This is a genomic window from Microtetraspora sp. AC03309, assembly GCF_020826795.1.
Taxonomy (GTDB): Bacteria; Actinomycetota; Actinomycetes; order Streptosporangiales; family Streptosporangiaceae; genus Microtetraspora; species Microtetraspora glauca.
Window position 1 is genome coordinate 71,460 of the sequence record NZ_JADDIL010000012.1, and the last position, 25,831, is coordinate 97,290.

The 25,831-nt window shown below is 71.0% G+C and carries 26 protein-coding genes; 12 read left to right on the forward strand and 14 right to left on the reverse strand.

What is annotated here, in order from left to right; genetic code table 11:
• Positions 1-31: 31 nt before the first annotated feature.
• Positions 32-790, reverse strand: a complete 759-nt coding sequence (locus tag IMZ11_RS09085; RefSeq protein WP_228639516.1) for a MerR family transcriptional regulator — start codon at positions 788-790, stop codon at positions 32-34.
• Positions 791-1,064: 274 nt separating this feature from the next.
• On the opposite strand from IMZ11_RS09085, the gene IMZ11_RS09090 reads away from it, so the two are divergent.
• The 3 genes from IMZ11_RS09090 to IMZ11_RS09100 all read left to right on the forward strand — a co-directional run bounded on the left by IMZ11_RS09090 (position 1,065) and on the right by IMZ11_RS09100 (position 3,369).
• On the forward strand, positions 1,065-1,913 hold the full coding sequence (locus IMZ11_RS09090) for a nucleotidyltransferase domain-containing protein (RefSeq protein WP_228639519.1): 849 nt from the start codon (positions 1,065-1,067) through the stop codon (positions 1,911-1,913).
• A gap of 279 nt (positions 1,914-2,192) precedes the next feature.
• Positions 2,193-3,149 carry a GyrI-like domain-containing protein gene (locus tag IMZ11_RS09095; protein ID WP_228639521.1) on the forward strand — a complete coding sequence of 319 codons (957 nt, stop codon included), beginning with the start codon at positions 2,193-2,195 and terminating at the stop codon, positions 3,147-3,149.
• Positions 3,150-3,186: 37 nt separating this feature from the next.
• Positions 3,187-3,369 (forward strand): hypothetical protein, encoded by a 183-nt coding sequence (locus IMZ11_RS09100; protein WP_228639523.1) that lies wholly within the window; start codon positions 3,187-3,189, stop codon positions 3,367-3,369.
• On the opposite strand, the gene IMZ11_RS09105 is transcribed toward IMZ11_RS09100, so the two are convergent.
• The 8 genes from IMZ11_RS09105 to IMZ11_RS09140 all read right to left on the reverse strand — a co-directional run bounded on the left by IMZ11_RS09105 (position 3,360) and on the right by IMZ11_RS09140 (position 10,634).
• Positions 3,360-4,508, reverse strand: a complete 1,149-nt coding sequence (locus IMZ11_RS09105) for an alpha/beta hydrolase (protein ID WP_228639525.1) — start codon at positions 4,506-4,508, stop codon at positions 3,360-3,362. The two genes, IMZ11_RS09100 and IMZ11_RS09105, sit on opposite strands and share 10 nt — an antisense overlap.
• Positions 4,509-4,512: 4 nt before the next feature.
• Complete coding sequence (locus IMZ11_RS09110; protein ID WP_228639527.1) at positions 4,513-5,928, reverse strand: S41 family peptidase; 1,416 nt, start codon at positions 5,926-5,928, stop codon at positions 4,513-4,515.
• Positions 5,925-6,971, reverse strand: a complete 1,047-nt coding sequence (locus IMZ11_RS09115; protein ID WP_228639529.1) for an ABC transporter permease — start codon at positions 6,969-6,971, stop codon at positions 5,925-5,927. The genes IMZ11_RS09110 and IMZ11_RS09115 overlap by 4 nt, the downstream gene beginning before the upstream one ends.
• Positions 6,968-7,858 carry an ABC transporter ATP-binding protein gene (locus tag IMZ11_RS09120; protein WP_228639531.1) on the reverse strand — a complete coding sequence of 297 codons (891 nt, stop codon included), beginning with the start codon at positions 7,856-7,858 and terminating at the stop codon, positions 6,968-6,970. Before IMZ11_RS09120 ends, IMZ11_RS09115 begins: the two co-directional genes overlap by 4 nt.
• Entirely contained in the window at positions 7,855-8,247 is a 393-nt protein-coding gene (locus IMZ11_RS09125; RefSeq protein WP_228639533.1) for a GntR family transcriptional regulator, read from the reverse strand. The genes IMZ11_RS09120 and IMZ11_RS09125 overlap by 4 nt, the downstream gene beginning before the upstream one ends.
• Positions 8,248-8,408: 161 nt before the next feature.
• Positions 8,409-8,588 (reverse strand): hypothetical protein, encoded by a 180-nt coding sequence (locus IMZ11_RS09130; protein ID WP_228639535.1) that lies wholly within the window; start codon positions 8,586-8,588, stop codon positions 8,409-8,411.
• A 22-nt stretch (positions 8,589-8,610) separates the two neighbouring features.
• Positions 8,611-9,351, reverse strand: a complete 741-nt coding sequence (locus tag IMZ11_RS09135) for a LysE family translocator (RefSeq protein ID WP_228639537.1) — start codon at positions 9,349-9,351, stop codon at positions 8,611-8,613.
• Positions 9,352-9,509: 158 nt separating this feature from the next.
• A complete protein-coding gene (locus tag IMZ11_RS09140) occupies positions 9,510-10,634 on the reverse strand; it encodes a tyrosine-type recombinase/integrase (RefSeq protein ID WP_228639539.1) in 1,125 nt (374 codons plus the stop codon).
• Between the two features lie 212 nt (positions 10,635-10,846).
• Here IMZ11_RS09140 and IMZ11_RS09145 point away from each other — a divergent pair, with 212 nt between their 5' ends.
• Positions 10,847-12,283 (forward strand): MFS transporter, encoded by a 1,437-nt coding sequence (locus tag IMZ11_RS09145; protein ID WP_228639541.1) that lies wholly within the window; start codon positions 10,847-10,849, stop codon positions 12,281-12,283.
• Between the two features lie 126 nt (positions 12,284-12,409).
• On the opposite strand, the gene IMZ11_RS09150 is transcribed toward IMZ11_RS09145, so the two are convergent.
• Together IMZ11_RS09150 and IMZ11_RS09155 are read right to left on the reverse strand one after the other, a co-directional pair.
• A complete protein-coding gene (locus tag IMZ11_RS09150; RefSeq protein WP_228639543.1) occupies positions 12,410-12,721 on the reverse strand; it encodes a DUF3817 domain-containing protein in 312 nt (103 codons plus the stop codon).
• 128 nt (positions 12,722-12,849) lie between these two features.
• On the reverse strand, positions 12,850-13,218 hold the full coding sequence (locus IMZ11_RS09155; RefSeq protein ID WP_308066772.1) for a VOC family protein: 369 nt from the start codon (positions 13,216-13,218) through the stop codon (positions 12,850-12,852).
• A 55-nt stretch (positions 13,219-13,273) separates the two neighbouring features.
• On the opposite strand from IMZ11_RS09155, the gene IMZ11_RS45090 reads away from it, so the two are divergent.
• Positions 13,274-13,396, forward strand: a complete 123-nt coding sequence (locus IMZ11_RS45090) for a hypothetical protein (RefSeq protein WP_255706195.1) — start codon at positions 13,274-13,276, stop codon at positions 13,394-13,396.
• Positions 13,397-13,508: 112 nt separating this feature from the next.
• Positions 13,509-14,957: an HEXXH motif-containing putative peptide modification protein gene (locus tag IMZ11_RS09160; RefSeq protein ID WP_228639547.1), complete on the forward strand. Its 1,449-nt coding sequence runs from the start codon at positions 13,509-13,511 to the stop codon at positions 14,955-14,957.
• Here IMZ11_RS09160 and IMZ11_RS09165 read toward each other — a convergent pair.
• Positions 14,935-17,949 carry a tetratricopeptide repeat protein gene (locus IMZ11_RS09165; RefSeq protein WP_228639549.1) on the reverse strand — a complete coding sequence of 1,005 codons (3,015 nt, stop codon included), beginning with the start codon at positions 17,947-17,949 and terminating at the stop codon, positions 14,935-14,937. The two genes, IMZ11_RS09160 and IMZ11_RS09165, sit on opposite strands and share 23 nt — an antisense overlap.
• Positions 17,950-18,064: 115 nt before the next feature.
• On the opposite strand from IMZ11_RS09165, the gene IMZ11_RS09170 reads away from it, so the two are divergent.
• On the forward strand, positions 18,065-18,826 hold the full coding sequence (locus tag IMZ11_RS09170; protein ID WP_228639551.1) for an AfsR/SARP family transcriptional regulator: 762 nt from the start codon (positions 18,065-18,067) through the stop codon (positions 18,824-18,826).
• 126 nt (positions 18,827-18,952) lie between these two features.
• Here the strand turns inward: IMZ11_RS09170 and IMZ11_RS09175 are convergent, their stop codons facing one another.
• Positions 18,953-20,515, reverse strand: coding sequence for an FAD-dependent oxidoreductase (locus tag IMZ11_RS09175; RefSeq protein WP_228639553.1), 1,563 nt, complete (start codon positions 20,513-20,515; stop codon positions 18,953-18,955).
• Between the two features lie 250 nt (positions 20,516-20,765).
• On the opposite strand from IMZ11_RS09175, the gene IMZ11_RS09180 reads away from it, so the two are divergent.
• A complete protein-coding gene (locus IMZ11_RS09180; protein ID WP_228639556.1) occupies positions 20,766-21,398 on the forward strand; it encodes a TetR/AcrR family transcriptional regulator in 633 nt (210 codons plus the stop codon).
• A 345-nt stretch (positions 21,399-21,743) separates the two neighbouring features.
• Here IMZ11_RS09180 and IMZ11_RS09185 read toward each other — a convergent pair whose 3' ends face one another.
• Positions 21,744-21,956 carry a hypothetical protein gene (locus IMZ11_RS09185; RefSeq protein WP_228639658.1) on the reverse strand — a complete coding sequence of 71 codons (213 nt, stop codon included), beginning with the start codon at positions 21,954-21,956 and terminating at the stop codon, positions 21,744-21,746.
• Here IMZ11_RS09185 and IMZ11_RS09190 point away from each other — a divergent pair.
• The 4 genes from IMZ11_RS09190 (at position 21,888) to IMZ11_RS09205 (ending at position 25,708) form a co-directional block, all read left to right on the forward strand.
• The gene (locus IMZ11_RS09190) at positions 21,888-22,235 is read left to right on the forward strand and encodes an NUDIX hydrolase (protein WP_308066774.1); all 348 of its coding nucleotides are present in this window, start codon (positions 21,888-21,890) and stop codon (positions 22,233-22,235) included. The genes IMZ11_RS09185 and IMZ11_RS09190 overlap by 69 nt on opposite strands.
• A gap of 140 nt (positions 22,236-22,375) precedes the next feature.
• Positions 22,376-23,497, forward strand: a complete 1,122-nt coding sequence (locus tag IMZ11_RS09195; protein WP_228639558.1) for a histidine kinase — start codon at positions 22,376-22,378, stop codon at positions 23,495-23,497.
• Positions 23,494-24,156: a response regulator transcription factor gene (locus IMZ11_RS09200; RefSeq protein ID WP_228639560.1), complete on the forward strand. Its 663-nt coding sequence runs from the start codon at positions 23,494-23,496 to the stop codon at positions 24,154-24,156. The genes IMZ11_RS09195 and IMZ11_RS09200 overlap by 4 nt, the downstream gene beginning before the upstream one ends.
• 79 nt (positions 24,157-24,235) lie before the next feature.
• Positions 24,236-25,708, forward strand: coding sequence for a serine hydrolase (locus tag IMZ11_RS09205; protein ID WP_228639562.1), 1,473 nt, complete (start codon positions 24,236-24,238; stop codon positions 25,706-25,708).
• Positions 25,709-25,831: the final 123 nt, after the last annotated feature.

Here is a 25,831-nt window from a genome sequence, read left to right on the forward strand (position 1 = left end):
GTGAACCGGTCAGCCGGTCAGAAAGAGGGGGTCAGGACCTGCGGCCGGCGTTGGCGTGGATGGCGTCCCGGACGTACTGGGCAAGCCCCACCGCAGTGGACTCGTAGTTCGCCGTGAACCTCGGGTCGCTGACGTACAGCTCACCGAGCCCCTTGTGGATCTCGTAGCCGCAGTCGTAGAACCAGCGGCTGATGTGGGCGCGGTGCCGCTCGGCGGCGTCCATCGCCTGCTCGCCGTCGGCGGGGACACCGGCCTCGTACGCGGCGGCGAACCCGGCCAGCGCTTCGGCCGCCTCCGTCGTGATCCGCAGCCAGTCCTCCTTGGTGTAGGAGGAGGTGCGGCGTCTGCTCTGCTCGAAGGTGTCGGTGCCGCCCCAGCGCTCCTCCACCTCCTCGGCGTACTCCTCGGGCCGGAAGTCGCCGAACACCTCGAACCGCTCCTGCGGGGTGAGGGAAATCCCCATGATCTGGGCCTCCATCGCTGTCTCGACCGCCTCGGCCATCTCGGTGAGCCGGACGATCCGCCTGCGCAGCAGTTCGTGCTGGCGGCGCAGGTGCGTGAGCGCGTCCACGCCCGGCTCGTCGAGGATGGCGGCGATCTCCTCCAGGGAGAATCCGAGCTTGCGGTAGAACAGGACCCGCTGCAGACGGTCGAGATCGGGCTCGCTGTAGCGGCGGTATCCGGCGTGGGTCCGCTCGCTGGGGGACAGCAGCCCGATCTCGTCGTAGTGGTGCAGCGTGCGGACCGTCACACCGGCGAAGGCCGCCACCTGGCCGACCGAGTAGCTCATGGCTCTCCTCCTTTCGCGATCCAGCCTGCGGTCTCTCGTGACGTGAGGGTCAAGCCGGTTTCGACCGACAGGCTCCCGGCCTCGCCGTCCTCGATGCCGGGGCGATGCGCGCCGAGCGCGTGCACTGTACCGACCGGGCGAGGCGGTGCGGGAACGTCACGTCCCCCGACGGGAAACACCATGCCCCGCGGAGGGGCCGCCCGCTCTCCGGCGCCGGTGGACGGGTACCGCGTCGTCGCGGCGCGGTCAAGGCTGCCTGTGGCAGACTCCGTGGATGCTGCATCCCGATGCCGTACGGTTCGTCACCGGCTACCTGGCCGTCGCGGACCGGCTGCTCCCAGGACGGATCACCGGCTTCTACGTCGTCGGCTCGGCGGCGCTGGGCGCGTGGCGCGCGGGCCGCAGCGACATCGACTTCGTCGCCGTGGTGGAGGGCGACCTCAGCGCGCGGGACGTACGCCGGCTGCGCGTGCTTCACCCGGCCGGGAACGCCCGGGCCGTCGGGCGAGCACTGGTCCGGGTTCGGCCGACCGTCCCGGGGACGATGAACGGGGTGTTCGTGTCGGCCGGGGACCTCGGCAGGCCGGTGACGGAGATCCGGCCGCTGGCCTCGCACACCGGTTCGTCCTTCGTCCGCGGCCGCGGCTTCGACGTGAACCCGGTGATGTGGAAGGTGCTGCGTGACCGGGGGATCACCGTGCGGGGGCAGGCTCCGGACGAGCTCGGTCTCGACCCGGAACCGGACCGGCTGCGCGCCTGGAACCTGGACAACCTGCACAGCTACTGGCGGAAGTGGGCAGACAGGGCGTTGGCCGGGAGGGCGCCGAGTCTGCCGTTCGTCCCGGCGCGCTGGATGGCGGAGCCGTTGGCGGCCTGGGGCGCGCTCGGCCCGCCCCGCCTGCACCACACGATCGCCACCGGTGAGGTGATCCCGAAGGAGACCGCGGGTGAGTACGCGCTCGACACCTTCGGCGTGCGTTGGCATTCGCTCATTCGGGCGGCCCTCGCCCACCGGCGTGGTGAGCCGGCCTGGCCCGACCCCTCGCTCACCGACCCCGAGAGGCGGGTCCGTCTCGTCGGCGAGTTCATCCTCGAGGTGATCGCGGACGCGGATCGGCTGTGACGCGCCGCCCTCCCGCTCCGCGCCATCCGCGCCATCCCCGCCATCCTCGCCGTCCTCCCCTCCGTGGCTCCGACCCAGAGGGTCCGCCGGCCCGGCAGGGGGTCTCCCGGCGGGGTCGCCCATCTTCCTCCCGTTCCCTCCGTTCTTTGCGTAACGGATTTCTTCCTCACCGCGTGGCCCCGTCGTCTCCCGGCGCCGTCACACGCCGTCGCCGGTGGTACGCGGCCCGAGCAGCGGGAGCGTACGTGCTGAGTGGACTCTCCCACGGGGGGAGGGACCATGCTGGATCGCGTGAACGACGACCTGTTGTCCATCGGGCAGTTCGCCCGGCTGGCCCGGCTCAGCGTCAAACAGCTGCGCAACTACGCCGACCTCGGACTGCTCGAACCCGTGTGGATCGACCCGGACAGCGGCTACCGCTACTACCGGGCCGGGCAGGCGCGGGCCGCCCTGGCGATCGGGCTGCTGCGCTCGCTCGACGTCCCTCTCGCCGTGATCGCCACCGTGATCGCCACCGTGATCGGGCCGATGGCGGACACCGGAGAAACGCTGAACCCGGTCCCGGCGGACCAGGTGGCCGATGCCGGATCCCCGCGTACGGGGGACCGCCGGGCGGCCTCCGCACTCGCCCGCGTACGGGACGATCTCGAAACCGAGCTGGCCCGGCGGCGTCGCACGCTCCAGACCCTGGAACGGATTCTGGAGAGCGGCCTGCCCACCCCACAGGTGAGCGTGGTGACCGAGCCGCCGCGCCGCGTCGCGGTGCTCCGCGACGTCGCGGCCACGCCGGAGGAGATCGGACGGGTCACCTCCGCCTGTGTCGCCCGCCTGCTCGCCGCCCTTGGGCAGGGGGCCGGGCCGGAGAGAGCCGCCGAGCCCGGGACGGGCGGCGGGCCGGTGTGGCTCATCGGCCTGTTCCCGGTCGACTTCGGCGACACCGTCCCGGTCACGGTCGGAGTGGTGTTGCCGGGGACGGTGGTCCCGGGCGAGCACGGCCACGGCGCGCCGCCCGGGACGTCGCTGGACATCCTGCCCGGGGGCGCCTTCGCCCGTGCCACCCATGTCGGGCCCTACGACCAGATCGCGCTCACCGCGCACGCGCTGCTCGCCTGGTGCGCCGAGCGCGGCCACTTTCCGGCGGGGCCGCTGCGTGAGGTCTATGTCAGTGATCCCTCGACCACGCCGTCTGAACAGCTGGTCACCCATCTCATGATCCCTTTGGAGGACATGTCATGACGCCGGTGCGCTCATGCGGCTCTCGGGTGGGTTTCCCATGCCTCCCCTGGAGGGCCGCTGGTGGGTCGAGGACACCCGGCCGCCTCTGGAGGTGCCCCGTGACGAGTGGCACTGGCACCTGTTCCTGCGCCTGCCCGACACCCTGGACCCCGCTCTCGCCGACCAGGCACGCGAGGCGGCCCCGATCCGGGCGTCAGGGGACGCGGGGCCTCAGGATTGACCGCAGGTCGCGGGGCAGAACGTGACCTCGGGGTAGCGCGATGACGGCTTGCCCAGGAGGGGCTGCCGCTGCGACTTCAGGTGCTGGTCGAGGAAGGCCGCCACGTACGTGCGGGTGAGCTCCGAACCGCGAGCCCCGGTGAGCACGCCGTACACGGGTTTGACGCCCAGGGTCGCCGCCATCAGCGGGGTGTCGGTGAAGGAGGCGTGTTCCGAACCTGTCAGCATGATCCACCGCTTCCACCCGGTCAGCAGCTTCCAGTCACGGTCCCACGAGGCGTCACCGCCGCCGGGGACGTGGCCGGGCGAACCCATGAACATGACCGGCTTGGTGAAGCCGCCCTTGGGGATGCGGGCGTAGGTGGTGCCGTCCATGTTGATCGCGGCGCGGATCCGCGAGTCGGTCACCATGGCCGCCACCGCGCTCGCCCCGCCGATCGACTGGCCGACCATCGCGATCCGCGCGCGGTCGACGGGCCACTTCCCCAGGGAGTCGAGGACGAACGAGACGTCGGCGGACCGGATCTGGGTCACGCGCGGGCCGAAGCCGGGATCGCGGTCGCTGTCGCAGGCCAGGCACTCGGCGACCGTCCCGTCTGCCAGTGTCGTGGCGTAACTCTCGTAGGGATGATCGATCCCGGCCACCAGATAGCCCCGGCTGGCCAGCTCCTCGGCCAGCGAGGTGAGTGTGCTCACCGGCTTGGTGAAGCCGGGAGAGAGCACGACCAGCGGCAGCTTCCGTCCTTCGGGTTCGGCGTCCCGGACGGCGTTGGTCCGGGTCTTGCTCAGCACGTCGTACGGCACGCCCGCGATCCTGCCGCCCTTCAGCAGCAGCTCCGACTCCTTGGCCGTCATGTACGGCGCGCGCTGACCTCCCTTCTGCCTGGTGGGGTACCAGAGGGTGACCTTGAGCTCCCTGACGGAGACGTCCAGGTTCCACGGGTCGGGACGGGAGGTGTCCTTCAGGTACAGCACGCTGGTGCCGACAGCGTGCTCGCCGGTGGGCGCGGGCAGGGTGGTCGGGGTGCCCGGCGTGACCGAGACGCTGGGCGAGGCGGCCGGATCAGAGCGGGGCGCGGCGGGCGTGGAGCAGGCGGACGCGGCCAGGAGGAGCAGGACGGCCGTCAGAGAACGAGTCATCGGATCACTCCTGCAGCAGGGTCAGGGCCTTGGCCAGGGCGGCGTCCCGCCCGGCGGCGGCATCGGCCGGGGTCAGGGGCACGTAGGAGTCGGGCGCCACCCCGACCCCGTCGATCACCTCGCGGTTGGGTCCCAGGTGGTGCTTGGAGGGGAAGGTCAGCAGCGTGTTGTTCGACAGCAGCCAAGGATCGGCGGGACCGGAGATGACGCCCGCGGTCCTGGTGCCGATCAGCCGTCCTGCGCCGTTGTCCTTGATGGCGGAGCTGAAGTGCTCGCAGGCCGAGGCGCAGTCGCGGTCGGTGAGCACGATCAGAGGGAGGCCGACCAGTTCGACGGTGTCGTCCGTGCGGCTGGTGTCGCACTGGCCGGAGACGTCGCACTGGTAGGCGGTGACCTTGCCGTGGACGAACGCGCTCACCAGGCGGGTGGCCTCCACGGGACTGCCGCCGCCGTTGCCGCGCAGGTCCAGCACGACGCCGGTGAGCGTCCGGCCGGTACGCAGCCGGGTGATCTCCCGCAGCACCCTGGTCGCCCCGTCGGTGGCGAATCCGCGCAGCCGTACATAGGCGACCTTGCCGTCCACCAGCTTGGAGCCCACCATCCGCAGGGCGTCCGGGGTGGGGGTGAACAGGCCGGGCTTGAGGGTGACGGTCCAGCGGCGGCCGGTGCTTCGCCGCAGCAGGCTCAGCTCGACCGGGCGCGCCTCCGGGTAGACCGGGTTCAGGGCGGCGATCGCCGGAGGGACGGGCTTGCCGTTGACGAAGGTCGCCGATCCGTCGGCCGACTCGATGACGTCGCCGGGCCGTACCCCTGCCTCCTGGGCCGCGCCGCCCACGACGTCGGTGACGAACAGCGGGGCCACGGCCACGGCGAGGTGACCGGCGTTGGCGTTGGTCTCCAGGCCCAGGCCGTACCTGTCGCCGTCGTAGTAGTCGGGCGAGCGCGTGTCGTCGTGCGTCCAGCGGGCGTGGTTGTCGCCGAGTGCGGCCACGATGGCCTCCAGGGTGGCGGCGGCCAGCTTGTCGGCGAGCTGCGGCACCCGGTCGGTGACCTTGCGGTAGGCCGCCTCGAAAGCGGCCCAGTCGGCCTTCCGGTCGCCGGTCAGCGGCGGCATCATCGCCTCGGGCACGTCCCGGCCGCCCCGGTTGAGTTCCTGCGTCATGGCGGTGAACCCGGCCAGCAGCAGCTTGCGGGCATCCAGTGTGGCGCCGCTGTAGTAGTTGTCGAGGATGCAGTAGTAGGCCTGCTCGATGACGTCGACCGTGGTGGGCGTCATCGCTCCGGTGGGGGCCGAGGACCGGGCGCAGGCCGACGCGCCGCCCAGGGTGGCCTTGGTCCCCTCGGCCCTCGGCACCGTGGGTGCCGAGCAGGCGGCCGCCAGAAGGAGGGCCAGTCCGGCGGCCGCGCTCTTCCACCTCATGACAGGCGCCTCCGCACCACCCAGAAGCACAGTCCCGTCATCCCGGCCGTCAGCAGGGCGTAGATGCCGGTCTCGATCCACTGGAAGGGCCAGAAGCGCTCAAGGGGCTGGTAGGTCGCCAGTTGCCGGTAACCGTGCCGGCTGATCTCGGCATTGCAGAGGTTCGGTGAACCGGCGCCGGGGGCGCCGCAAGGTCCCGAGGTGGAGGAGACGCCCTTGACCTCGGCCTCGCCCTTGCCGTCGTCGATGACCTTTCCGGAAGAATCGACGACGTTGCTGGTCAGGACCCAGGCGCCGGTGTGGCCGGGGATCACCGGCTCCACGGTCACCCTCATCCGTCCGTCCGTGGAGATGCCGATGCCGTCCACGTTCTCCGTGCTGAGCTCGAACGTCGAGGTGACCGGGGCGGCCAGATGCGGGCGGACCAGCAGGGGCATCGCGACCTGGACGGCGGCGAAGACGGCCAGCGTCAGGGCCATGGCGGGCAGCGTGCGCCGGAAGACGACGCCCATGGTGACGCCCAGGACGAAGGCGAAGGCCGCATATCCCATGGGAACGATCCCTCGCGCGCTGAACACCAGCGGGTCCATGACGGCCCAGCCCGGGCCGGCCGACTTGTCCAGCGGTTGCGACCACCAGGTCACCACGAGACCGCACACGCAGGCGGCGCCCACCGCGGCCAGGCCGGTGAGGACGAGCTTGACCGCCAGCCAGCGGGTGCGGGTGACGGACTGGTTCCACACCAGCAGGTGCGTGCCCGCCTCCAGCTCCCGGGTGATCAGTGGCGCCCCCCAGAAGAGCCCCGCGATGGCGGGAATGAGGAGGACGGCGAGCGTGACCACCATGAAGGGGGTGATGTTCTCTTCGAAGAAGCCGTCGAAGAAGGCAGCGCACGTGTCTTCCTGCACGCACTTGGCCAGGCCCGTGGTGTAGTCGTCCGCTATCTGCGGGCCGGTCAGCGCCATGACGGCGGCGACGACGACGAGCAGCGCGGCCATCATCGTGGCCGAGCCGCGGAACTGACGCCAGGTCAGCCAGATCATCGCTGCACCTCCAGGGCGACTCGCCGGTTCTCCGCTGTGCGCTTGTCCATGTAGGCGAGGACGAGGTCTTCCAGGCTGAGCTGGGTGACCGTCCAGGCGGGGTCGTGGATCGGGGCGTCGGTCCGGATCACGTACGTGCTCTGCCGGTCGGTGTGGCTGGCGGAGACGACGTGCTGGTCGGCGGGGAGCCGGTCGGGGTCGCGGCGTGGGCCGGTGAGCCGGTGATGAGTGGCCAGCAGCTTGTCGGTCTCCCCTTCGACCTGCACCCGCGAGTCGACCAGCACGATCAGGTAGTCGCAGATGCGTTCCAGGTCGGAGACCAGGTGGGAGGAGAGGATCACGCTGAACTCGTGCTCGACCGTGGCCTCCATCAGCGCCTGCAGGAACTCGCGGCGGGCCAGCGGGTCGAGCGCGGCGACCGGCTCGTCCAGGATCAGCAGCTCGGGTCGCTTGGCCATGCCCAGGGTGAGGGCGAGCTGGGCGCGCTGGCCGCCCGACAGCTTGCCCGCCCGCTGGGTGGGGACCAGGCCGAGCTCGGTGATCCGGTCCTGTGCCAGCCTGGCATCCCAGCGGGGGTTGAGCGCCGCTCCCAGCCGCAGGTGATCGGCGACGGTCAGTCCCGCGTAGACGGGGGTCTCCTGGGCGACGAATCCGACCTTGGCCAGCTGCGCCGGACCGTCAGCGGGGCGGCCGCCGAGCACTCTCACGCTCCCCGCCGTGGGCTCAAGCTGACCGCAGGCGAGCTTCAGCAGCGTCGTCTTGCCGGCCCCGTTGGGACCCACCAACCCGACGACGTGGCCCGCCGGAATGTCGATGGTGCACTCGCGCAGCGCCCAGCGCTTGCCGTACCTCTTGCCCAATGCCTGGGCCTCTAAGACAGAAGTCACGCTATGTCCTCCTGAGCGGTGGTCCGAAAGGTGGTCATGAAGAGGGCCTCGATGCTTTCGTCGTCGAGGCCGGCGCGGCGGGCCTTGGCCAGCCAGCGCCGCAGTTCCAGCCGCAGCGGGCCGTGCGCGGCCAGCGAGGTGTCGGTGAGTGTCGCCGTCACGAACGTCCCCACCCCTGGCCGGGCGGCGACCAGGCCCTCGTGCTCGAGTTCCCGGTAGGCCTTGAGGACGGTGTTGGCGTTGATCGCCAAATGCGCCACGACCTCCTTGACGGTCGGCAACTGGTCGCCCTCGTGCAGCAGGCCGAGCCGTAGCGCATGCCGTACCTGCTGGACCAGCTGCAGGTACGGAGAGACGCCGGACTTCGCATCCAGATGGAACTCGATCACTGCTATCTCCATTCATCTAGTGCACTAGCACTTTATATATCTACATGTATGGTGCAAATAAGGAAAGCGCCCGATGGGAAGCACGACCATGTCACCGTGGGAGGGGCGCCGAGATCGCCGACCTGGACCTGGCTCACCTGGAGATGACCGACCCTGAGCAGCTACGCCGGGCGAAGAAGGCCGAGCTGACCGGAATCCGCGTCGTCGGCGGTGGCCGGCCTGGCCGCCACCTCGGCGATGGACACCGCGAGGATCTTCCGGGGCGCCGCGACCCGCTCCTGGCTCAGGTGGCCGGGCTGACGGGTCGGCGATGGGTGGGCGATGGGTGGCGCGACCTTCACCGCCAGGCGGCCCGCCGGCCGCTCAGTCGCCGGACAGGGCCAGGCGCACTCCGAACCCGACCAGTGCGGTGCCGGTGATCCGGTCGATGATCCGATGGACTCGGGCCCCCATCAGCCAGGTGCGCGCCAGGTGGGTACCGAAGATCAGCAAGGTGAACCACGCCATCCCCTCGACGTTGTGCACCAGCGCCAGCAGCAGGCCCGTCAGCAGGTGCGGCGCGTCCGCCGGGATGAACTGCGGCAGCATGGCCACGTAGAACACGCCGATCTTGGGGTTGAGCAGGTTCGTCACCAACCCGCGCGCCCACGCCCCAGCCGGCCCTGTCACCGGCCCTGTCACCGACGCGGAGCCGATCTTCACCTCAGGGTCGGCGCCTTCCCTGTTCGCCGCCTCGGGGAGTGCGAGCTGGGGGAGCGCAGGCTGCGTGGACGCGCTCGCTGAGGATGTGGTCGCCGAGGATGCGGGCCGCCCGCGCATCGTGCGCCACACCATGGTGGCCCCGAACCAGATGAGATAGGCCGCTCCGGCCAGCCGCAGGACCGTGTACGCCGTCTGCGACGCGGTCAGGAGGGCCGAGACACCCACCGCGGCCCCCGCGCCCCACACCAACACGCCCGTGTTGACGCCCAGCGCGGTCGCGAACGCGTGCCGCCGTCCGCCCGTGATCGCCGATCTCAGGACCAGGGCGGTGTCCAGACCGGGAACGATCGTCATCAGGCCGGCGACGACGGCGAAGGAGGCAAGCGCGGAGAACATGGTCATATGGCGATTGTTGTGATGACTGTCGTGCGCCGTCCACCTGAGTGCTCGCCCCGGCCCTCCAGCCGAGCGGGCTGCTCACGCCGTACTCGCAGCCCACACCGCGCGGCACGGCAACGTCCCGCTTCAGACCGGCCAGCGAGCACACGCCGGATCGGGGCTCAACGTCCGGCCGACAGGCCGTCACCCTCAGCGCCGCGCTCACCCGCGTCACCTGTGCCACCGTGTTCCGGATCGCCCGGTACGGCCGAGGCGTCGGCCGATCCGGCAGCCGGGACGTCCGCCATGCCCCGAGGGCCGCGCAGCAGCGGATGCGCCCGCATCGCCACCTCCAGCTCACCCGGGAGATCGTCGCGATAACGGCCGAGCGTCGACAGATCGCTGTGCCCCAGTACGCGGCGAACCGCGTCCATGTCCGTGCCGTCCGCCAGCAGATGCGTCGCGGTCGTGTGCCGCAACCCGTGCGGCGTCACGCTTCGCCGCCGCCCCGGCTCCACCCGCCGCTGCACCCGGTCGATCACCCCCTGCACGTCGCCCCGGGCCAGCCGCCTGCCCCTCCACGACAACAACAGCGCCTTCTCCTGGCTCGCCACCCGCACCGCGAGGTAGGCGTCGAACACCTCGGCGACGTCACGCGGAAGCGGCACGTCCCGCGTCATGCCCCCCTTGCCGAAGATCCGCCAGTAGCGCACCCCGTCATTGGTGTAGAAATCCTCGACGTTCGCCCGCACCAGCTCTGACACCCTCGGCCCCACCGTGGCCAGCAACAGCACGATCAACGCGTCACGGGCATCGGTACGTTGATCCTTCCTGCGCGCGGGCTCCTCGGCGGGAGAGCGCGCCGCCCCGATCAACCCCTCGGCCTGCTCCTTGGTGAGCGCCCGCCGCTCGGCCCGCAACCCCCCACGCTCCCGCGCGGTCACCGACGAGGCCGCCATCGGGTTGAGCTGCACCCACCCCGCCACCGCCGCGTGCTTGAACAACGCCGACACCGAGCGGCGGAACCGCGCCTGCGACGCCGCGCTCTGCAACCCCGCCTCCGGCTCCCGCCGCCGCTCGTCCGGCTTGCGCGCGAACGCCAGCAGCACCGCGTCCACGTCCTCACCCGTGAGGTCGTCCAGCACCCGGCCCGCACCCGCCAGCCGTACGAACGTGGCGACGTCCCGCGCGTACACCTCGGCGGTCGCGGGGGACAGCGCCCCCGTCAGTGTCTTGGCCCGGACCAGCTCCACGTAGCGATCCACGGCCTCCTCCACGGTGAGGCGGTTCAACCGAGCCGGAAGCATGATCCACACCGTATCCGGCCCCACCGACATCCGCGCGGCCACCCGTACGACTACCCGATCGAGGGATGCGCCCGCCCGGCCCGGCCGAGAGGCTGGGAGACACGCCTCTCCGCGCCCGCCGTACGCCGGGAGGCGACACACACCGACACACACACGAACACACACGGACACGGCGGCGGTGAGAGCACGGGCGCAGCGGGGGAGCGGTGCCGATGGGAGCCGAGCAGCTCAAGGTCGTCAGCACCGGCATCCCGGCGCGCCTGGACCGGCTGCCCTGGTCGCGCTTCCACTGGCGGATCGTCGTCGGCCTGGGAACCGTATGGATCCTCGACGGGATCGAGGTGACCATCGTCGGCGCGATCGCCCCCCGCATGACGGAACGCGGCAGCGGAATCGACCTGACGGCCGCCGACATCGGCACCGCCGCCGCGGTCTACGTGGCCGGAGCCTGCGCCGGCGCCCTGATCTTCGGGCAGCTCACCGACCGCCACGGCCGCAAGAAACTGTTCATGATCACGCTCGCGTTGTACGTCGTCGCGACCGTGGCCACCGCCTTCTCCTTCGCCCCCTGGTATCTGTACCTGTTCAGGTTCCTCACCGGAATGGGCATCGGAGGGGAGTACGCCGCGATCAACTCGGCCATCGACGAGCTCATCCCGGCACGCAACCGCGGCCAGGTCGACCTCACCATCAACGGCAGCTTCTGGGCCGGATCGGCCCTCGGCAGCGCCGCCGCGCTGGTTCTGCTGTCCGACCTGTTACCCACGGACATCGGATGGCGGCTCGCCTTCGGCCTCGGCGGCCTTCTCGGCATCGGCATCATGATCGTACGCAGGCACGTGCCCGAAAGCCCCCGCTGGCTGTTCATCCATGGCCGCGAGAAGGAAGCGGAACGCATCGTCGGCACGATCGAGACCGAGGTACGCGCCGAGACCGGCCGCGAGCTGACACCACCCCACGGGGCCATCACCGTACGGCAGCGCCGGGCGATCCCCTTCCGGGAGATCGCCGAAGTCGCGATCAAGCGCTACCCCCGCCGGACGATCCTCGGACTGGCCCTGTTCATCGGACAGGCGTTCCTCTACAACGCCGTCACGTTCGACCTCGGCACCATGCTGCACACCTTCTTCGGCGTGGCCTCAGGGGCCGTGCCGTACTTCATGGTGGTCTTCGCGTTCGGCAACTTCCTCGGCCCGCTCCTGCTCGGCCGGCTCTTCGACACGGTCGGCCGCGTACCGATGATCTCGGGGACCTACCTGGGGTCGGCCGCGCTCGCCGTCGTCCTCGCCCTCCTCCTGATGAACGGCGGCCTGACCGCGGTGTCGTTCGTCGCGCTGGTCGCGCTCACGTTCTTCGTGGCCTCGGCGGGCGCGAGCTCGGCCTACCTCACCGTCAGCGAGATCTTCCCGATGGAGACCAGGGCACTGGCGATCGCCCTGTTCTACGCCGTCGGGACCGGAATCGGCGGCATCACCGGACCGCTGGTGTTCGGCGAGTTCATCGCCACCGGAAGCATGACCCTCGTCGCCGTCGGCTTCCTCATCGGAGCCGCCGCCATGGCCCTCGGCGGGATCGCCGAACTGGCCTTCGGCGTACGCGCGGAGCAGCAGTCACTCGAACACATCGCCAAGCCGCTGACCGCGGAGTGACCGGTGATGCCGGCCAGTGCCGTCCGCGTCAACCGCTGGTTCTCCACGAGCACGTCGTACGCGCGGATCCCGGCGGCCTCGGCCTGAGGACCGCCGGATCCTGTCCGGCGGTCCCCAGACCCTTCGTCAGGCGGCCACCTGGACGGCCGGCTCCAGGCGCCGGGTCATCCGCCGCTCGAACCAGACCGTGGTGAACGGCGGCACCGCGCATGCCAGCCCCAGCACGACGGTGCCGAAGCTCCATCGGCCCGCCCTCGCGGCGGCCAGCACGGCGAGCCCGTAGAGCACGAAGATCGCCCCGTGGATCGGACCGAAGATCCGCACGCCGATCTCGTCGCCGACGACGACGTACTTGAAGAACATGCCGATGAGCAGCCCTGCCCAGGAGTACGCCTCGGCGATCGCGACGGCACGGAAGAGGCGGAACGCGGAGGGCATGAGGGCATCACCTTTCGAACGGCGGGAGAGGGGGTGCCCCGAGCCTAAGGGCACGATGGACCGGTCCGGCCGCCGGGTCGCGCCGTCCCCGCCCGAGTCACGACGCGCGTACCGGTCGCAGCGGCACGCTATCGGGGGGTCGACACACAGAACTCGTTGCCATCGGGATCGGCGAGCACCACATGATCCTCTTCCGGGCGTCGCCCGACGTCGATGTGCCGCGCACCGAGTTCGAGCGACCTCGCCACCGTCCGCTGCTGGTCCTCAAGGGACGTGCTCGTCAGATCGAAGTGCATCTGGTTCGGGCCGGTCTTCTTCTCCTCCGCGATCAGGACAGGCCGGCCGGTCACACCCGGCCGTCCACACTGCGCCGGGCGAACCAGGAGGACGAGGTCAGCAGGCCCCGAGCGGCGCCAGAAGAGATGCCACCGAAGGTACCGCGGGACGGTGGCAATGGTGATCGGAGACGCCACACCGCCGCCACACCGGCGCGACACCCAGGGTCCCTAGATTCGAGACCAGCAAGTCTCCGACCGAAATGGAGTGATCATCATGCCGGCCCAGACGATCGAACTTCCGCAGTTCTCGCTGCCCACCGACGCCGAGCCCTCAGTGGTGACGGACGCTCCGCACGAGCGCGCCTGGGTCCCGCCGTACTCGTCCCCGCGCGGCTGACGGTACGCCGGACACCGATCGGACCGGCGGCGGCCGCACCGCCGCCGGTCCTCCCGTGAACACGACCGGTGAACGCACCGGTGATTCCCGCCGTAAATCGAGGTGACCCTTGGTGAACTCGCTGCCCGACATCGACCTGGAGCTCGGCTCCGACCCCCAGTTCAGCGTGGCGGAGGCGATCGAGGAACGGAATCTGGCCCGCTACCGGCTGGGGCTGCGCGTCCTGGCGCGGCGCCACCCCCACGCCGCGGAGCGGCTGGGCCGCCTGCACGCGGCCGGGGACGCCGAGTTGCGGCCGTTGATGTACGACCCGGTGCTGCGCAACGCGTTCGAGAACGACATGACCTTCCTGGAGCGCCAGGCGGGCGAGCCGAGCGCGTTCACGGCGTTCCTGGAGCTCGGCGTGGCCGACGTGCTCGACGGTGTGGGGCCGTGCGAGCGGTTGACCCGCCCCCGGGTGCGGCCGTGGCCGGAGCGGGGCCCGTCGTGGGTGTGGACCGAGCTCGCCCCGGTCACCGGCGCGGACGAGAAGATGGCGGGCCGCCTGGAGGAGCTACTGGCCGGGACGCTGCTGCGCGAGTCCTCCGGGCACCGGGTGACGCCGGACGCGGACATGATCGCCGGGGTGGCGCGTGGCGGGGAACTGCTGGCCCAACTGCTGCCGCACGCGGGAGCGGGGGTCCTGCGGCACATCAGCCTGGCCGGCTTCCTACGGGACGAAGGAGTGGAGGGGGTCCTCAACTCCCTCGCGGGCGGCGATCCGATCCCATCGGCGTTCTTCATGGCCCCCGAGCGGACGGAGGATCCGTGGGTGGCGGCCGAGACACTCTTCCACGAGGGGCTGCACCTGAAGCTGTTCGACGTATTGCGCACCGGCTCGCTGGCGCGCGACCCGGACGTCCTCGTGCCGATCCCGTGGCGGGTCCAGCCGTGGTCGCTGACCCGGGTGCTGTTCGCGTTGCACGTCTACGCCCATCTCCTGCTGTTCCGGGCGGCGGCCGCGCAGGCCGGGCCCGAACTGCGCGGCCGGTACGGGGCACCGCCCAGCACCGAGTTCGTGGACCGGCCCACTCCGGGGAGCCAGGCGGCCGAGAAGGGCGAGTTCACCACGAGCGCCGAACGCGCCGCCTATCTGGGTCAGCAGGCGTACAGCGTCCACGGGCACCTGCTCACCGCGGAGGGCAGACGGTTCATCCGCTGGCTGCTGGGCGCGCTCGAACCGATCGCGCCGGGCATCCTGCCCGAGCAGCGGCCCACCGACGCCGATGAGGGCCCCCAGGAAAAGGCGGAGCTGGATCCGCGTGGATACCGGCGGGCCGTCCCGGTGGAGGCGTGCCCGCTACCCGAGCAGCGCCAGCTCCTCGCGGTCTCCCCGGAGCCGCCGCGTTTCCGGTGGCTGAACGGCCACGCCTGGCTGATCTACGCGCTGTGCGACGGCGGGGACCTGTCCACGCTCCGGGAGGGGTACGCGCGGGCGGCCGGGCCGAGGTCGGCCGCCGGGCTGGAACGCGGGGTGGAGGAGCTGCTGACAGCCGGGCTCATCGTGCCCGCGTCGGCCTGAGGCCGAGCCCGACGAAAATCTCCGCGGCCGCGTCGTGGTGACGGCGGGCGGCCGCTTCCTCACCCATCTCGGCGTACGCGTCACCGAGATCGCGGTGGGTCTCGGCCAGGCCGCGCCGGTCGCCGATCTCGGCGCGGATGCGCAGCGCCCGCTCGAAGTGCTCCAGCGCCCGCGCCCGCCGTCCGAGCCGGTGGTACAGGTCGGCGAGGTCGTTGCTCGCCTCGGCCTCGCCGCGGCGGTCGCCGTTGTCGCGGTGGATCGCCAGGCCCTGGAGCAGGTGCCCGAGCGCCTCGTCGGCGCGGCCGAGTTTCACCAGCACAAGGCCGATGTTGTTGATCGCGCGGCCCTGGCCCTTGCGGCTGCCCAGCGTCCGGTAGAGGTCCAGGGCCTGGCGGTAGAGGTCCAGGGCCTCGGCGTGGCGGCCCTGTTCCTCGCGGGCGACGCCCAGATTGTTGAGCACTCTGGCGGTCTCCACGATGTCGCCGGTGCGGCGGTGGATGTCCAGGGCGCGTTCGTAGCGGGCGACGGCCTCCTCGAGGCGGCCGAGGTTGCGGGCGAGCAGGCCGAGCACGGTGAGCGTCCCGGCCAGGGCGCCGTCATCGCCCGCGTCCTCGTCGATGCGCAGCGCTTGCCCGAGGTGGACCAGGGCCTCGTCGTAGTGGCCGAGCATGGCCCGGACGGTGCCGATGCCGCGTAGCGCGGCGCTCACCCCGCGCCGGTCGCCGAGGCGGCGGCAGGTCTCCAAGGCGTGCCGGTGCGCGGCGAGCGCGTCGGGGTAGCGGCCGAGATGGCGCAGCACGGTGGCGAGGTGGTCGTTCGCGGCGGCTGCCTGAGCGAGCCGTTCAGCCCGGGTCGCGGCCGCGACGGCGAGGGTGTGCATTTCGACGGCGTCATGCAGACGCTGGCGCAGCTCCAGGTGGCGGGCCAGCGCGGCGGGCAGCCGCCAGGCGGCGTCCAGGCCGTGCGCGGCGGCGTACCGTACGGCGGCCAGGAGGCTCTCGTGCTCGGCGTGCAGCGGGGCCGGGTCGGCCGGGGCGGCGGCGAGGGAGATGTACCAGCCCATCAGGCGGGCGACGGTCGCCGCGCGTACGGCGGGGGAGTCCTCCTTCTCGGCGCGGTGGCGGGCGTAGTCATGCAGCAGGTCGTGGAACCGGTACCGTTCCTCGCCCGGCGCGTCACGGCGGGACTCGATCAGGCTGGCGGTCCGCAGCGCGTCCAGGTGGGCGCGGGCGCGGGCGGGGGTAGAGGCGAGCATCGCGGCGAGCGCGGGCGGGGTGAACTCCCCGCCGGGGACCAGCCCGAGACGGCGGAAGGCAACCCGGTCGGCGCGGGCCAGCGTCCGGTACGAGAGGTCGAACGCGGCGCCGACGGCGTCGTGAGGGTCGCCGGGCAGGCGCAGGCCGCGCAGCCTGCCGCGTTCGGTCAGGTCGGCGACGAAGCGGGCGACCGTGCGGCCGGGGTTGTCGGCCAGGTGGGCGGCGGCGATGCGCAGGGCCAGCGGCAGGCGACCGCACTGGCGGGCGAGTTCCGCCACGGCCGCCGGGTCGGGCGGCCGCGCGGGGGCGATGGCGGTGGTGAGCAGGGCGACCGCCTCGGGTTCGGACAGCGCGGCCAGTTCGATGACGCGCACGCGGTGGCGCAGGGCCAGCCCGGTGAGCCGGTTGCGGCTGGTCACCAGCACCAGGCAGCCGGGCTCGCCCGGCAGCAGCTGCCGGACCTGGCTGGGGTCGGCCGCGTTGTCCAGGACGATGAGGACCCGTTTGCCCGACAGCAGCGTCCGGAAGGCGGCGCCGAGGTCGTCCTCGTCGGCGGGAACCCGCTCGGGTGGCAGGCCGAGGGCGCGCACGAGCCGGTCCAGGGCGTCCCTCGGCGTGACCGCCTGCCGGGGGCGGTGGCCGCGCAGGTCGATGAAGAGCTGCCCGTCGGGGAAGTGGGCGGCGGCGCGGTGCGCCCAGTGGACGGCGAGCGCGGACTTGCCCACACCCGGCATCCCGCTGATCACCGTCACGTCGGCGGTGGCGGCCGACCGCAGCTCGCGCAGTTCTGCGGCGCGGCCGGTGAAGCGGTCGAGGTCGGGCGGAAGCCAGCGCGGAACGGGCGATCCGGGGGCTTCGACGGGGTCGTCCTGCGGGTGCGCGGCCGACGCGCCAGGGTCTTCCATCCCCGGGCTTTCCGTCTCCGGGGCGCCCGGTGCTTGCGGATCCGGCCCTTGCGGATCCGGTGCTTGCGGCAACGGTCCCTGTGCGGCATGGTCCGCCGGTTGGGGGATCCCGCCGCGCAGGACCCACGCGTGCAGGTTCCGCAGTTCCTCGCAGGGTTCCAGACCCAGCTCCTCGGCGAGCACCCGGCGCGCGGTGCCGTACGCGGCCAGCGCCTCGCCGGTGCGCCCGGATCGGGCGAGCGCGCGGACGAGCCGGGCCCACAGAGACTCGTTCAGGGGATGGTTGGCCAGCGTCCGGCGCAGTTCGGGGACACTCACGGTGTGCTGGTCCAGCATGGCGAGCACGTCGGCGTACTCCTCGACGGCCGCCAGGCGTAGCGCGCCGATCCGGTCGCGTTCGGCGGTGACCAGCGGCGACGCGGGGACGTCGGCGAGCGGGGTCGACCGCCACAGGGCCAGGGCGCGCCTGTAGAGCTCGGCCGCGTCCCCGGGCCGGCCGTCGCGCGTCAGCTCCCGCGCCCGGCTCGCCCTCCGCTGGAAGGTGTGCAGGTCGAGGGTGGCGCCCTCCATGGGCAACCGGTAACCGCCCGGCTCGCGTACGATCCGGTCGACTCCCGCTCGCCGCAACCGGGAGACCAGGGAGTACAGGGTGCTGTCGGCGCTCCTGGGCGGGGTGGACCCCCACAGCTCGTCGACCAGCCGCGCCGCCGGGACGGCGTGGTCGCCGCACAGCAGGAGGAGTGCGAGCAGGGCGCGCTGCTTGGGCGCCGTGAGCGGCATGGGGATGCCCTCTCGTGAGATCTCCAGAGTCCCGAGGATCCTGAAGTGCACGCCGCCCCTTCCCCACGGGCGCAAGCTCCGCGCAAGCCCCGCCCCGCAGTATAGAACGCGAAAAGATCACGCCCCGGGGCGGCCTGTGGCGCCCGGCGCACGCAGGAGGTACCGCTTGCTCGCCACGTCTCCGGAACTCCGGCTCGGCCTGCTCGGTCCGTTGCGGCTGACCCTCGACGGCAACGTGACCCCGGTGCCGGCGCCCAAGCATCGGGCCGTGCTGGCCATCCTCGCCATCAACATGGGGCGGCCGATCCCGGCCGAACGGATCATCGAGGAGCTGTGGCAGGGCGCCCAGCCCGCGTTCGCCCGCAAGACATTGCAGGGATACGTGTGGCGGATCCGCCACCTGGTCGGCGGACACCTGGTGACGCGGGGCAGCGGGTACGAGCTGCGGGCGGTGCCGGGGGAGACCGACGCCACGTGTTTCGAGGGGCTGGTCGCGGAGGGGCGGCGGGCGTCTCGGATGGGCGAGCACGCGCGGGCGCGGGGCCGGCTGGCATCGGCGCTGCGGCTGTGGCGGGGGCCCGCGCTCGCCGACGTGCCCGCCAGCCCCATGATCCTCGCGCACGCGGGGCGGCTGGAGGAGACGCGGCTGCTCGCGCTCGAGGCCGAGGCGGAGGCCGACCTCGCGCTCGGACGGCAGGCCGAGGTGGTGCCCCGCCTGCGGGAGCTGATCATCGCCCACCCGCTGCGCGAGTCCCTGCACGCGTTGCTCATGCTCTCGCTGTACCGGTGCAGCCGTCAGAGCGAGGCCCTGGCCGTATACAGCTCGTTGCGCGAGACACTGATCCGCGAGCAGGGGTTGCAGCCGGGCCGGGCGGTCAGTGAGCTGCACCGCAGGATCCTGCAGGCCGACCCGGAGCTCGACCGCTGACGGGATCTCAGCGAGCCCCGCGGCAGCGCCGGGGGAGGGGCCTCACGGCTCGGTCTGTGTGAGCAGGAAGACAGGAAAATAAGTGTTGGACGGCCCACATACGTGCCCGAGTCAACGCTCACGGCTTCAGGAGTGGGCGGGTTCGATGACTCCGAACCACCGCTGCAAGGCTGCCCGGAGTGTTTCGATCTCCATGGCATCGGGCCGGGGCGATGCGGATGCCCAGGCCACATAGCAGTCCGGTCGAAGGAGCAGGGCGGTGGGCGCGGGGGTCTGGGAGCGCGCCGTGACGATATCGACCTGGTCGTGCCGCAGGGCAAGGGTCTCCGCCAGTGATGCCTCTTCGGTCAGGTCGAGCAGCAGAGGGCGTGCGGATCTGGCCAGCTCGGCGAGGCGGACCGGACCGGTCGGGGTGTGCAGTTCCATGTCCGGGGCGAACCGGCCGGTCAGCGGGTGCGTCTCGCGTCCGCCCATGTCGTAGCGGACGTCGGCGCCCGCGGTGAGTTCGGCCAGGCGCTGCACGGTGTCCGGGTCGCGGAGCAGTTCGGTGAACACCTCGCGAAGTCCTGTGACATCGCTGCCGGGGGCGATCAGGGCCGCCTGCGCCTGCGCGTTCAGCACCATGCGCTGGGCGGCCGATCGCCGCTCTGTCTCGTAAGTGTTCAGCAGCCCGGACGGGGCGCTTCCACGGATCTCGGCGGCGAGTTTCCAGCCGAGGTTGACCGCGTCCTGCAGGCCGAGGTTGAGCCCTGGACCGCCCCCCGTGGCGGCGTACACGTGGGCGGCGTCACCGATCAGGAACACCCGGCCGTCGGCGAACCGTTCGGCGACCCGGGTGTTACCGCCGGTCAGTCGGCGCAGCGCGTGCGGTCCTTGGCCGTCGGGCGGACCAAGCGGCACGTCGACGCCGAGCACGTGGCGGACGCTCGCCCGCAACTCCTCCAGGCTCATCGGAGCGTCAGTCGCGGGTTGGTCCCACTCAGTGGTGCTGACCAGCGGCGGGTGGCCAGGCATCGGCGCGTAGGAGAACCCTCCGCGCTCGGTGCGATGGGGCATGAACGGCATGACGGCGCCGTAGCCGGGCACGTTCAGTGCACCGGTCGCAGGATCGACCCAGTCCGCCGGGACCGTCGCATGCGCTGAGCGCACCGTCATCCGGTCGTAGGTGATGCCGGGGAATCCGATGCCGGAGAGCTTGCGCGTGGTGCTGTGGGCTCCATCCGCGCCGACAAGATGGCGGGCCCGCAGGTGGTACGCCCCACCCGGACTCGCGACGTCGACGGTGACCGCGTCATCGTCCTGCGACAGGCCAACGACCTCATGTCCCCGCCGGATCTCCACGCCCAGTTCGATGGCGCGCTCCTGCAGAACCTGCACGATGCGTCGCTGCGGCACCGGCAGGGCATAGATGGGGCTGTCCTCCAGAAGGCTCAGGTCCAGGCCCATCGCGCCGAACATGAAGTACGCGGAGTTCGGCTGCGGCGGTTCTGGGCTACCACTGAGACGTTCGCACAGCCCCCGGCGGTCGAGCATTTTCACGACCTGGCCGAGCAATCCGTTCGCCTTCGGTTCCTCGCTCGGCTCCGGCAGCCGCTCCAGCACGACCGGCCGGGCCCCTGCCAGGCTCAGCTCGCAGGCCAGCATCAGCCCGTTTGGACCGCCGCCGGCGATGACGACATCTGTGATCATGTGGACTCCCTTGTTTGCCGCAAAAGGGGCAGGACGGATGAAGCGCCGAAGCGCCCGGCCGGTCTGCGGGTGGTGGCCGGTGTGGCTCGCCGCAAGGTGCGGTCTTTGCGACGTGGTCAGCCGCGGTAGTACTCGGCGAGGGCAGCGAAGGCGGCCGTGCGCCAGGCTAAGCAGGAAATTGCGTACGCGCAAGTTTGCGTACACGCATTCAAACTGGGAGGCTGAGACGGTGACAACGAGACGGACCGGGTTGCGCGAACAGAAGAAGCAGGCCACCCGAGAGGCCTTGCGCGCGGCGGCCCTGCGGCTTGCTCTTGAGCGCGGACCGGACAACGTGCGCGTTGATGACATCGCCGAGGCCGCCGGCGTCTCACCGAGGACGTACAACAACTACTTCTCCAGCCGCGAACAGGCGATCGTCGCCGCCGTCGCCGGCGAACGGGAAGCGCGAGTCGCGGCGGCGGTGGCCGACCGGCCCGACGGCGTCGGCCTCGCCAATGCCGTCATCGAGGCGATCGTGGATCAGTACACCGCCCCGGACGCATCCGGCCGGGACGCGCTGTTGCTGATCACCACCCGTCCCGCGTTGCGCGACGCATTCATAGAAACCGCCACCGCGATCGAACATCCCCTCACCGACGCCATCGCCGAACGTCTCGGCGATGGCGACCCGCACACCGCACGGGTGCTCGCGGCGAGCGTGGCCGCCGCGGTTCGCGTGGCGCTCGAGCAGTGGCTGCGAACGACTGCCTCGTCCTCCACAACCAGCGGGCTCGTCGTGCCGTCCGGCTCGCTACCGGACCTCCTTCGCACCACGCTCGCCCCCCTCACACCCGCACTCGACGCCGCCGAGCAACGAGCACTCCGGCACCGGCATCAGTGAACTCCCCGCCTCAAGGAAACGGCGCCCTACCGGGCGAGCTCCTGCGCGGACGCCTCTCTTCCAGTGCCGGGCTGACGGCGATTTGTCCCGTCTCACGCAAAATGGTCCCGTCTCACTAAAGTGGCCCCGAAGCCGGGTCTATGAAGTGCGGGTTTCTTGACATCGCCCCGCCCGCCGACGCGGCCGTCTCAGCAAAGTGGTCCCAGCAGAACCAAAGGCAACGGCTTGCCGAGGTTCGCTTGCCTTCGCCGATCTTGGCCAGGGCCGTATGGAAACGGCTGGCGAGGTCGAGTGCCTGCTGCACTGACCTGCTGTTATCTAGGGTTGTCGGAGCCTTCCAGCAGGTCAGAGGATGATGATCTCTTCATTCACGTAGGCCAAGTTGACCGAACTCAGATCCGCATGGGTCAGAATGCGCGGATGACGATCTCCGTTGACGACTCCACTCCGGTCCGGATTGTGACGGCCGTTCTTCGCGACGGCGATCGGGTGTTGCTGTGTCATCGAAGCGCCGGACGCCGTTGGTATCCCGATGTGTGGGACCTGCCGGGCGGTCATGTTGAGGAGGGGGAGGATCCGAAAGAGAGCCTTGTCCGCGAGCTTCGGGAGGAGTTGGGAATCACGGCATCGGAGCCGTCCAGCCCGCCGATGCATGAGATCCGGACCGCGACGTTCGACATGCAGATCTGGTTGATCGACAGGTGGACCGGAACACCCGTCAACGCCGCGCCGGACGAGCACGACGCTGTGGCGTGGTTCGAGACGTCCGACCTTGACAGCCTGCGTCTCGCCCACGAGTCGTATCTCTCGATGCTCACCGCCGTGCTCGTCACGTGACGTCGCTCCGGAAGCCAGGGGTGCGCGCTCATCGGCAGATCCGGACACCACCGGGGCTCGTCGCCGCTGAGCTTGCGGATGTCGATGGCCGCTGTGTACTCGGTGGCCGTCCATGGCCGGCGACGATGACGGTGGCGCACGTGGTCCTGGCTCTCCTGACGGTGCTCATCCTGGCGGGCGGCTGGCACCTCGGCGCGGACCTGTGGCAGATCTTCGCCGTGGCGGCCGCTGCCGTCCTGCTCCATGTGGGAGCGGTGGTGGCCCATCGACGGCCGTGGGCGGGGTACGCGATCGGCGCGCTGGCAATGCTCATCCAGGTGATGACGCCCTTCCTGGGTTGGTCACCGAGCATGCTGCCCTCGGCTGTGTGCTTCCCCCTCACGTTGTGGCGGCTGACCACCCGGGTCTCGGTCAGGTCCTCGGTGGTGGCGTTGGCCGTCGCCGCGCTCGGGATCGTCCTCACCGAGCTGGTGGCGTGGGCCCGGCAGCCCCCTGACGTCCCTGGGTGGGCCCGCCTGGTCGAGGGCGGGTCGCTGATGCTCGTGGTCGGCGGTATGTGGCTTGCGGCCCTGCTGATACGCCGCAGGCACGAGGCCGGCCGACGAGCCGAGAGCGAACGACTGGCCGCGGCGGTCGCGGACGAACGGGCCAGCATCCGCCGCGACCTGCACGACGTGATCGCCCACACGGTCACAGTCATGGTCGCGCGGATCGAGGCCGCGGCGGTGACGACGGCGGATCCGGCGACCCGCCGTGAACTCGGCGCCATCGCCGAGGCCGGCCGGGACGCCCATCAAGGTCTGCGAGCGATGCTGGCCACCTTGGGCCCCGCCACCGTGGCGCCGCGCGCCGGTTCCCGGCGCAAAGAGGTCCCGATCTCGCTCGATGCCCTCCCTGACCTCGTGGCCTCGGCGGCGAGCCCGCTCCATGTGGTGACATTCGCGGAGGTGGGTGAGCGACGGCCACTGAGCCTGAGTGCCGAGGTCGCGGCGGTCCGTACCGTGCAGGAGGGCATCACCAACGCGCTGCGCCACCTCCAACCACCGGTCGAGGTGACCGTTCGCCTGCGCTGGACCCCGGCTGAGCTGGTGGTGGAGGTTCGTGACGACGGCGGCAGGGCACTTCGCGACGCCGGCAGCCAAGGGACCGGCTTGATAGGGATCGAGGAACGTGTGCGTACCGCAGGCGGCACCCTGTCGATCGACGACGGGGACGACGGGTGGGTGCTGCAGACGCGGCTCCCCACGAAGGAGGGGGCGTGACCGGGATCCGTGTCATGCTCGTCGACGATCAGGAGCTGTTGCGGGTCTCGCTCCGTACGGTGCTGTCGGCAGACGAGCGCATCGAGGTCACCCACGACGTCGCGAACGGCGGCGACGCGATCGAGGTCGTCCGACGACATCGCCTGGACGTGGTACTGATGGACATCCGCATGCCACGCATGGACGGGGTCGCCGCCACGGCGGAGATCGTCAGGATCGCACCGGCGACCCGGGTGCTCATGCTGACGACCTTCGATGATGACGAACTGGTCGTGGCCGCCATCCGGGCCGGCGCGAGCGGCTACCTGACCAAGGACGTCCGGCCCGCCGCCCTGGCCCAGGCCGTGTGTGACGTCGCCTCCGGGACGTCGGCGCTCGCGCCGGGGGTTGCCGCGACGATCCTCGATCTCGTACGGCAGGTGCCGATGCGGCGGACGACAGCCCTGGACGGCCTCACCCCGCGCGAGGTCGAGATCTTCGGACTGCTCGCCCGCGGCAGGTCCAACAGCGAGATCTGCGCGGAACTGGTGCTGAGCGAGAACACGGTGAAGTCGCACGTCCGGGCTGTCCTGCAGAAACTGAACCTGCGCGACCGCGTGCACGCGGTGATCCACGCGTACGAGAACGGGCTCGTCGGTCGCAGCGATCTGCCTGACTGAGGATTCCATCCTGCCGGGTGGTCCCGGCTCACCCCTTCGGGTGATGTCGGCCGGTGACGCCCAGCCTAGGTTCGACGTCGTGCGTTTCCTACGTCTCCGCTTTCCTCGTGCGACCTCCCTCCTCGTCCTCGGCGGTGTGCTCGTCGCCCTGCTGCTCGGCTGGACAGCACCGGCCCATGCCACCGGCGAACGGCTGGTCGACGATTACCGCTCCGTCTACGGCACGCCGGGTGTCGCGGCGGCCGTGATCGACGGGTCGTCGGTCGAGACGATCGTCCGCGGTCGGGACGGGGACGGCAACGCGGTGACGGCTCGGACACGGTTCCGGATCGCGTCGATGAGCAAGTCGATGACGGCGGCGGCGATCATGCTGCTGGTCGACCGTGACCACATCTCCCTGGACGACCCGGTCGTCAAGGTCCTGCCCGACTTCAGGATGGCCGATCCCCGCTTCACCGGGATCACCGTGCGCCAGATCCTCAGCCACACCTCGGGGCTGTCGAACAGCACGAACAACGAGTACGTGTTCCCGCCTCCGCGCAGCGCGCAGGAAATTGTGGCCAGGCTGGCCGACAAGACCCTGGCCGCCGATCCGGGCACCCGCTCGGAGTACCACAACACCAACTACTCGATCGCGGCGAGGATCGTCGAGGTGGTGTCGGGGAAGTCCTTCGACGCCTTCCTCCACACCGAACTGTTCACGCCGCTGGGCATGACCGGCACCAGCTCGACGCTGGGGTGTTCCGATCGCGCCGAGGGCCTGCCGTCCGGGTACGAGGTCGTTCTCGGGGTCGCCGTCGCGGCACCGGAGATGCCGGGGATCTGCGTCGGCAACGGCGGGGTGATCTCGACTCTGGACGACATGGTGCGGTGGCTGAGGTTCAACCAGGGAAGCCTCGGTGCGGACCTGCTGAGTGCCGGCTCCCTGGCCGAGTTGCACACCGTCCAGCCGAAGGCCGGCGACTACGCCCTCGGCTGGCAGGCCCGCCCCGTCGCAGCAGATGCCCCGCCGTCGGTGATCGGCCACGGCGGAACACTGGCGACGTGGACCGGGGACATGGTCTTCTCACCCAAGACCGGCGTGGCCGCCCTCGTCCTCACCAACAGCGGCGGCGATCCCAGCCTGCTCTCGACCAACCTTCTCGCCGAACGGATCGGGGCACCGGCAACGCCGATGAGCAACCCGCTCACCGTCGTGAACGCGGTCCTGCTCGGGCTCACGGTGGGGATGGCCGCACTGCTGGTCACCGCGGTCGTCCGAGCGCGCCGCTGGGCCTCGCGACGCCGCGCGGCGCGCCGGCCGAGGCTGGTTCTGCGGCTCGTGCCCCTTGCCCTGGTGACGGTGCTGGGCGCGGTGCTGCCGACGCTGATCTGGGGGGCGTTCAGCTTCCAGTACTGGATCATCACCGCCTGGCTGCTGCCGCTGCTGGCGCTCTTCTGCCTCACCTGCTGCGTGCTCGGGGCGGTCGCACTCGGCCGTCGCCTCTGGTGCTTCCGCCGCGCCGGTCAGGCGACCTTCGCACCGGTACGGCCGGCCACGACGGACAGCTGACCTGGGCGGGAACCTGGCCGGAGCCGCCAAGGGCTGAGGACCGTCTCCACGTTTTCAGGGGATTGACAGGCCGTGATCGACCCAAACCTCCGCGGCCTGTGCGAGCTCAAGCCTGATGTTTTG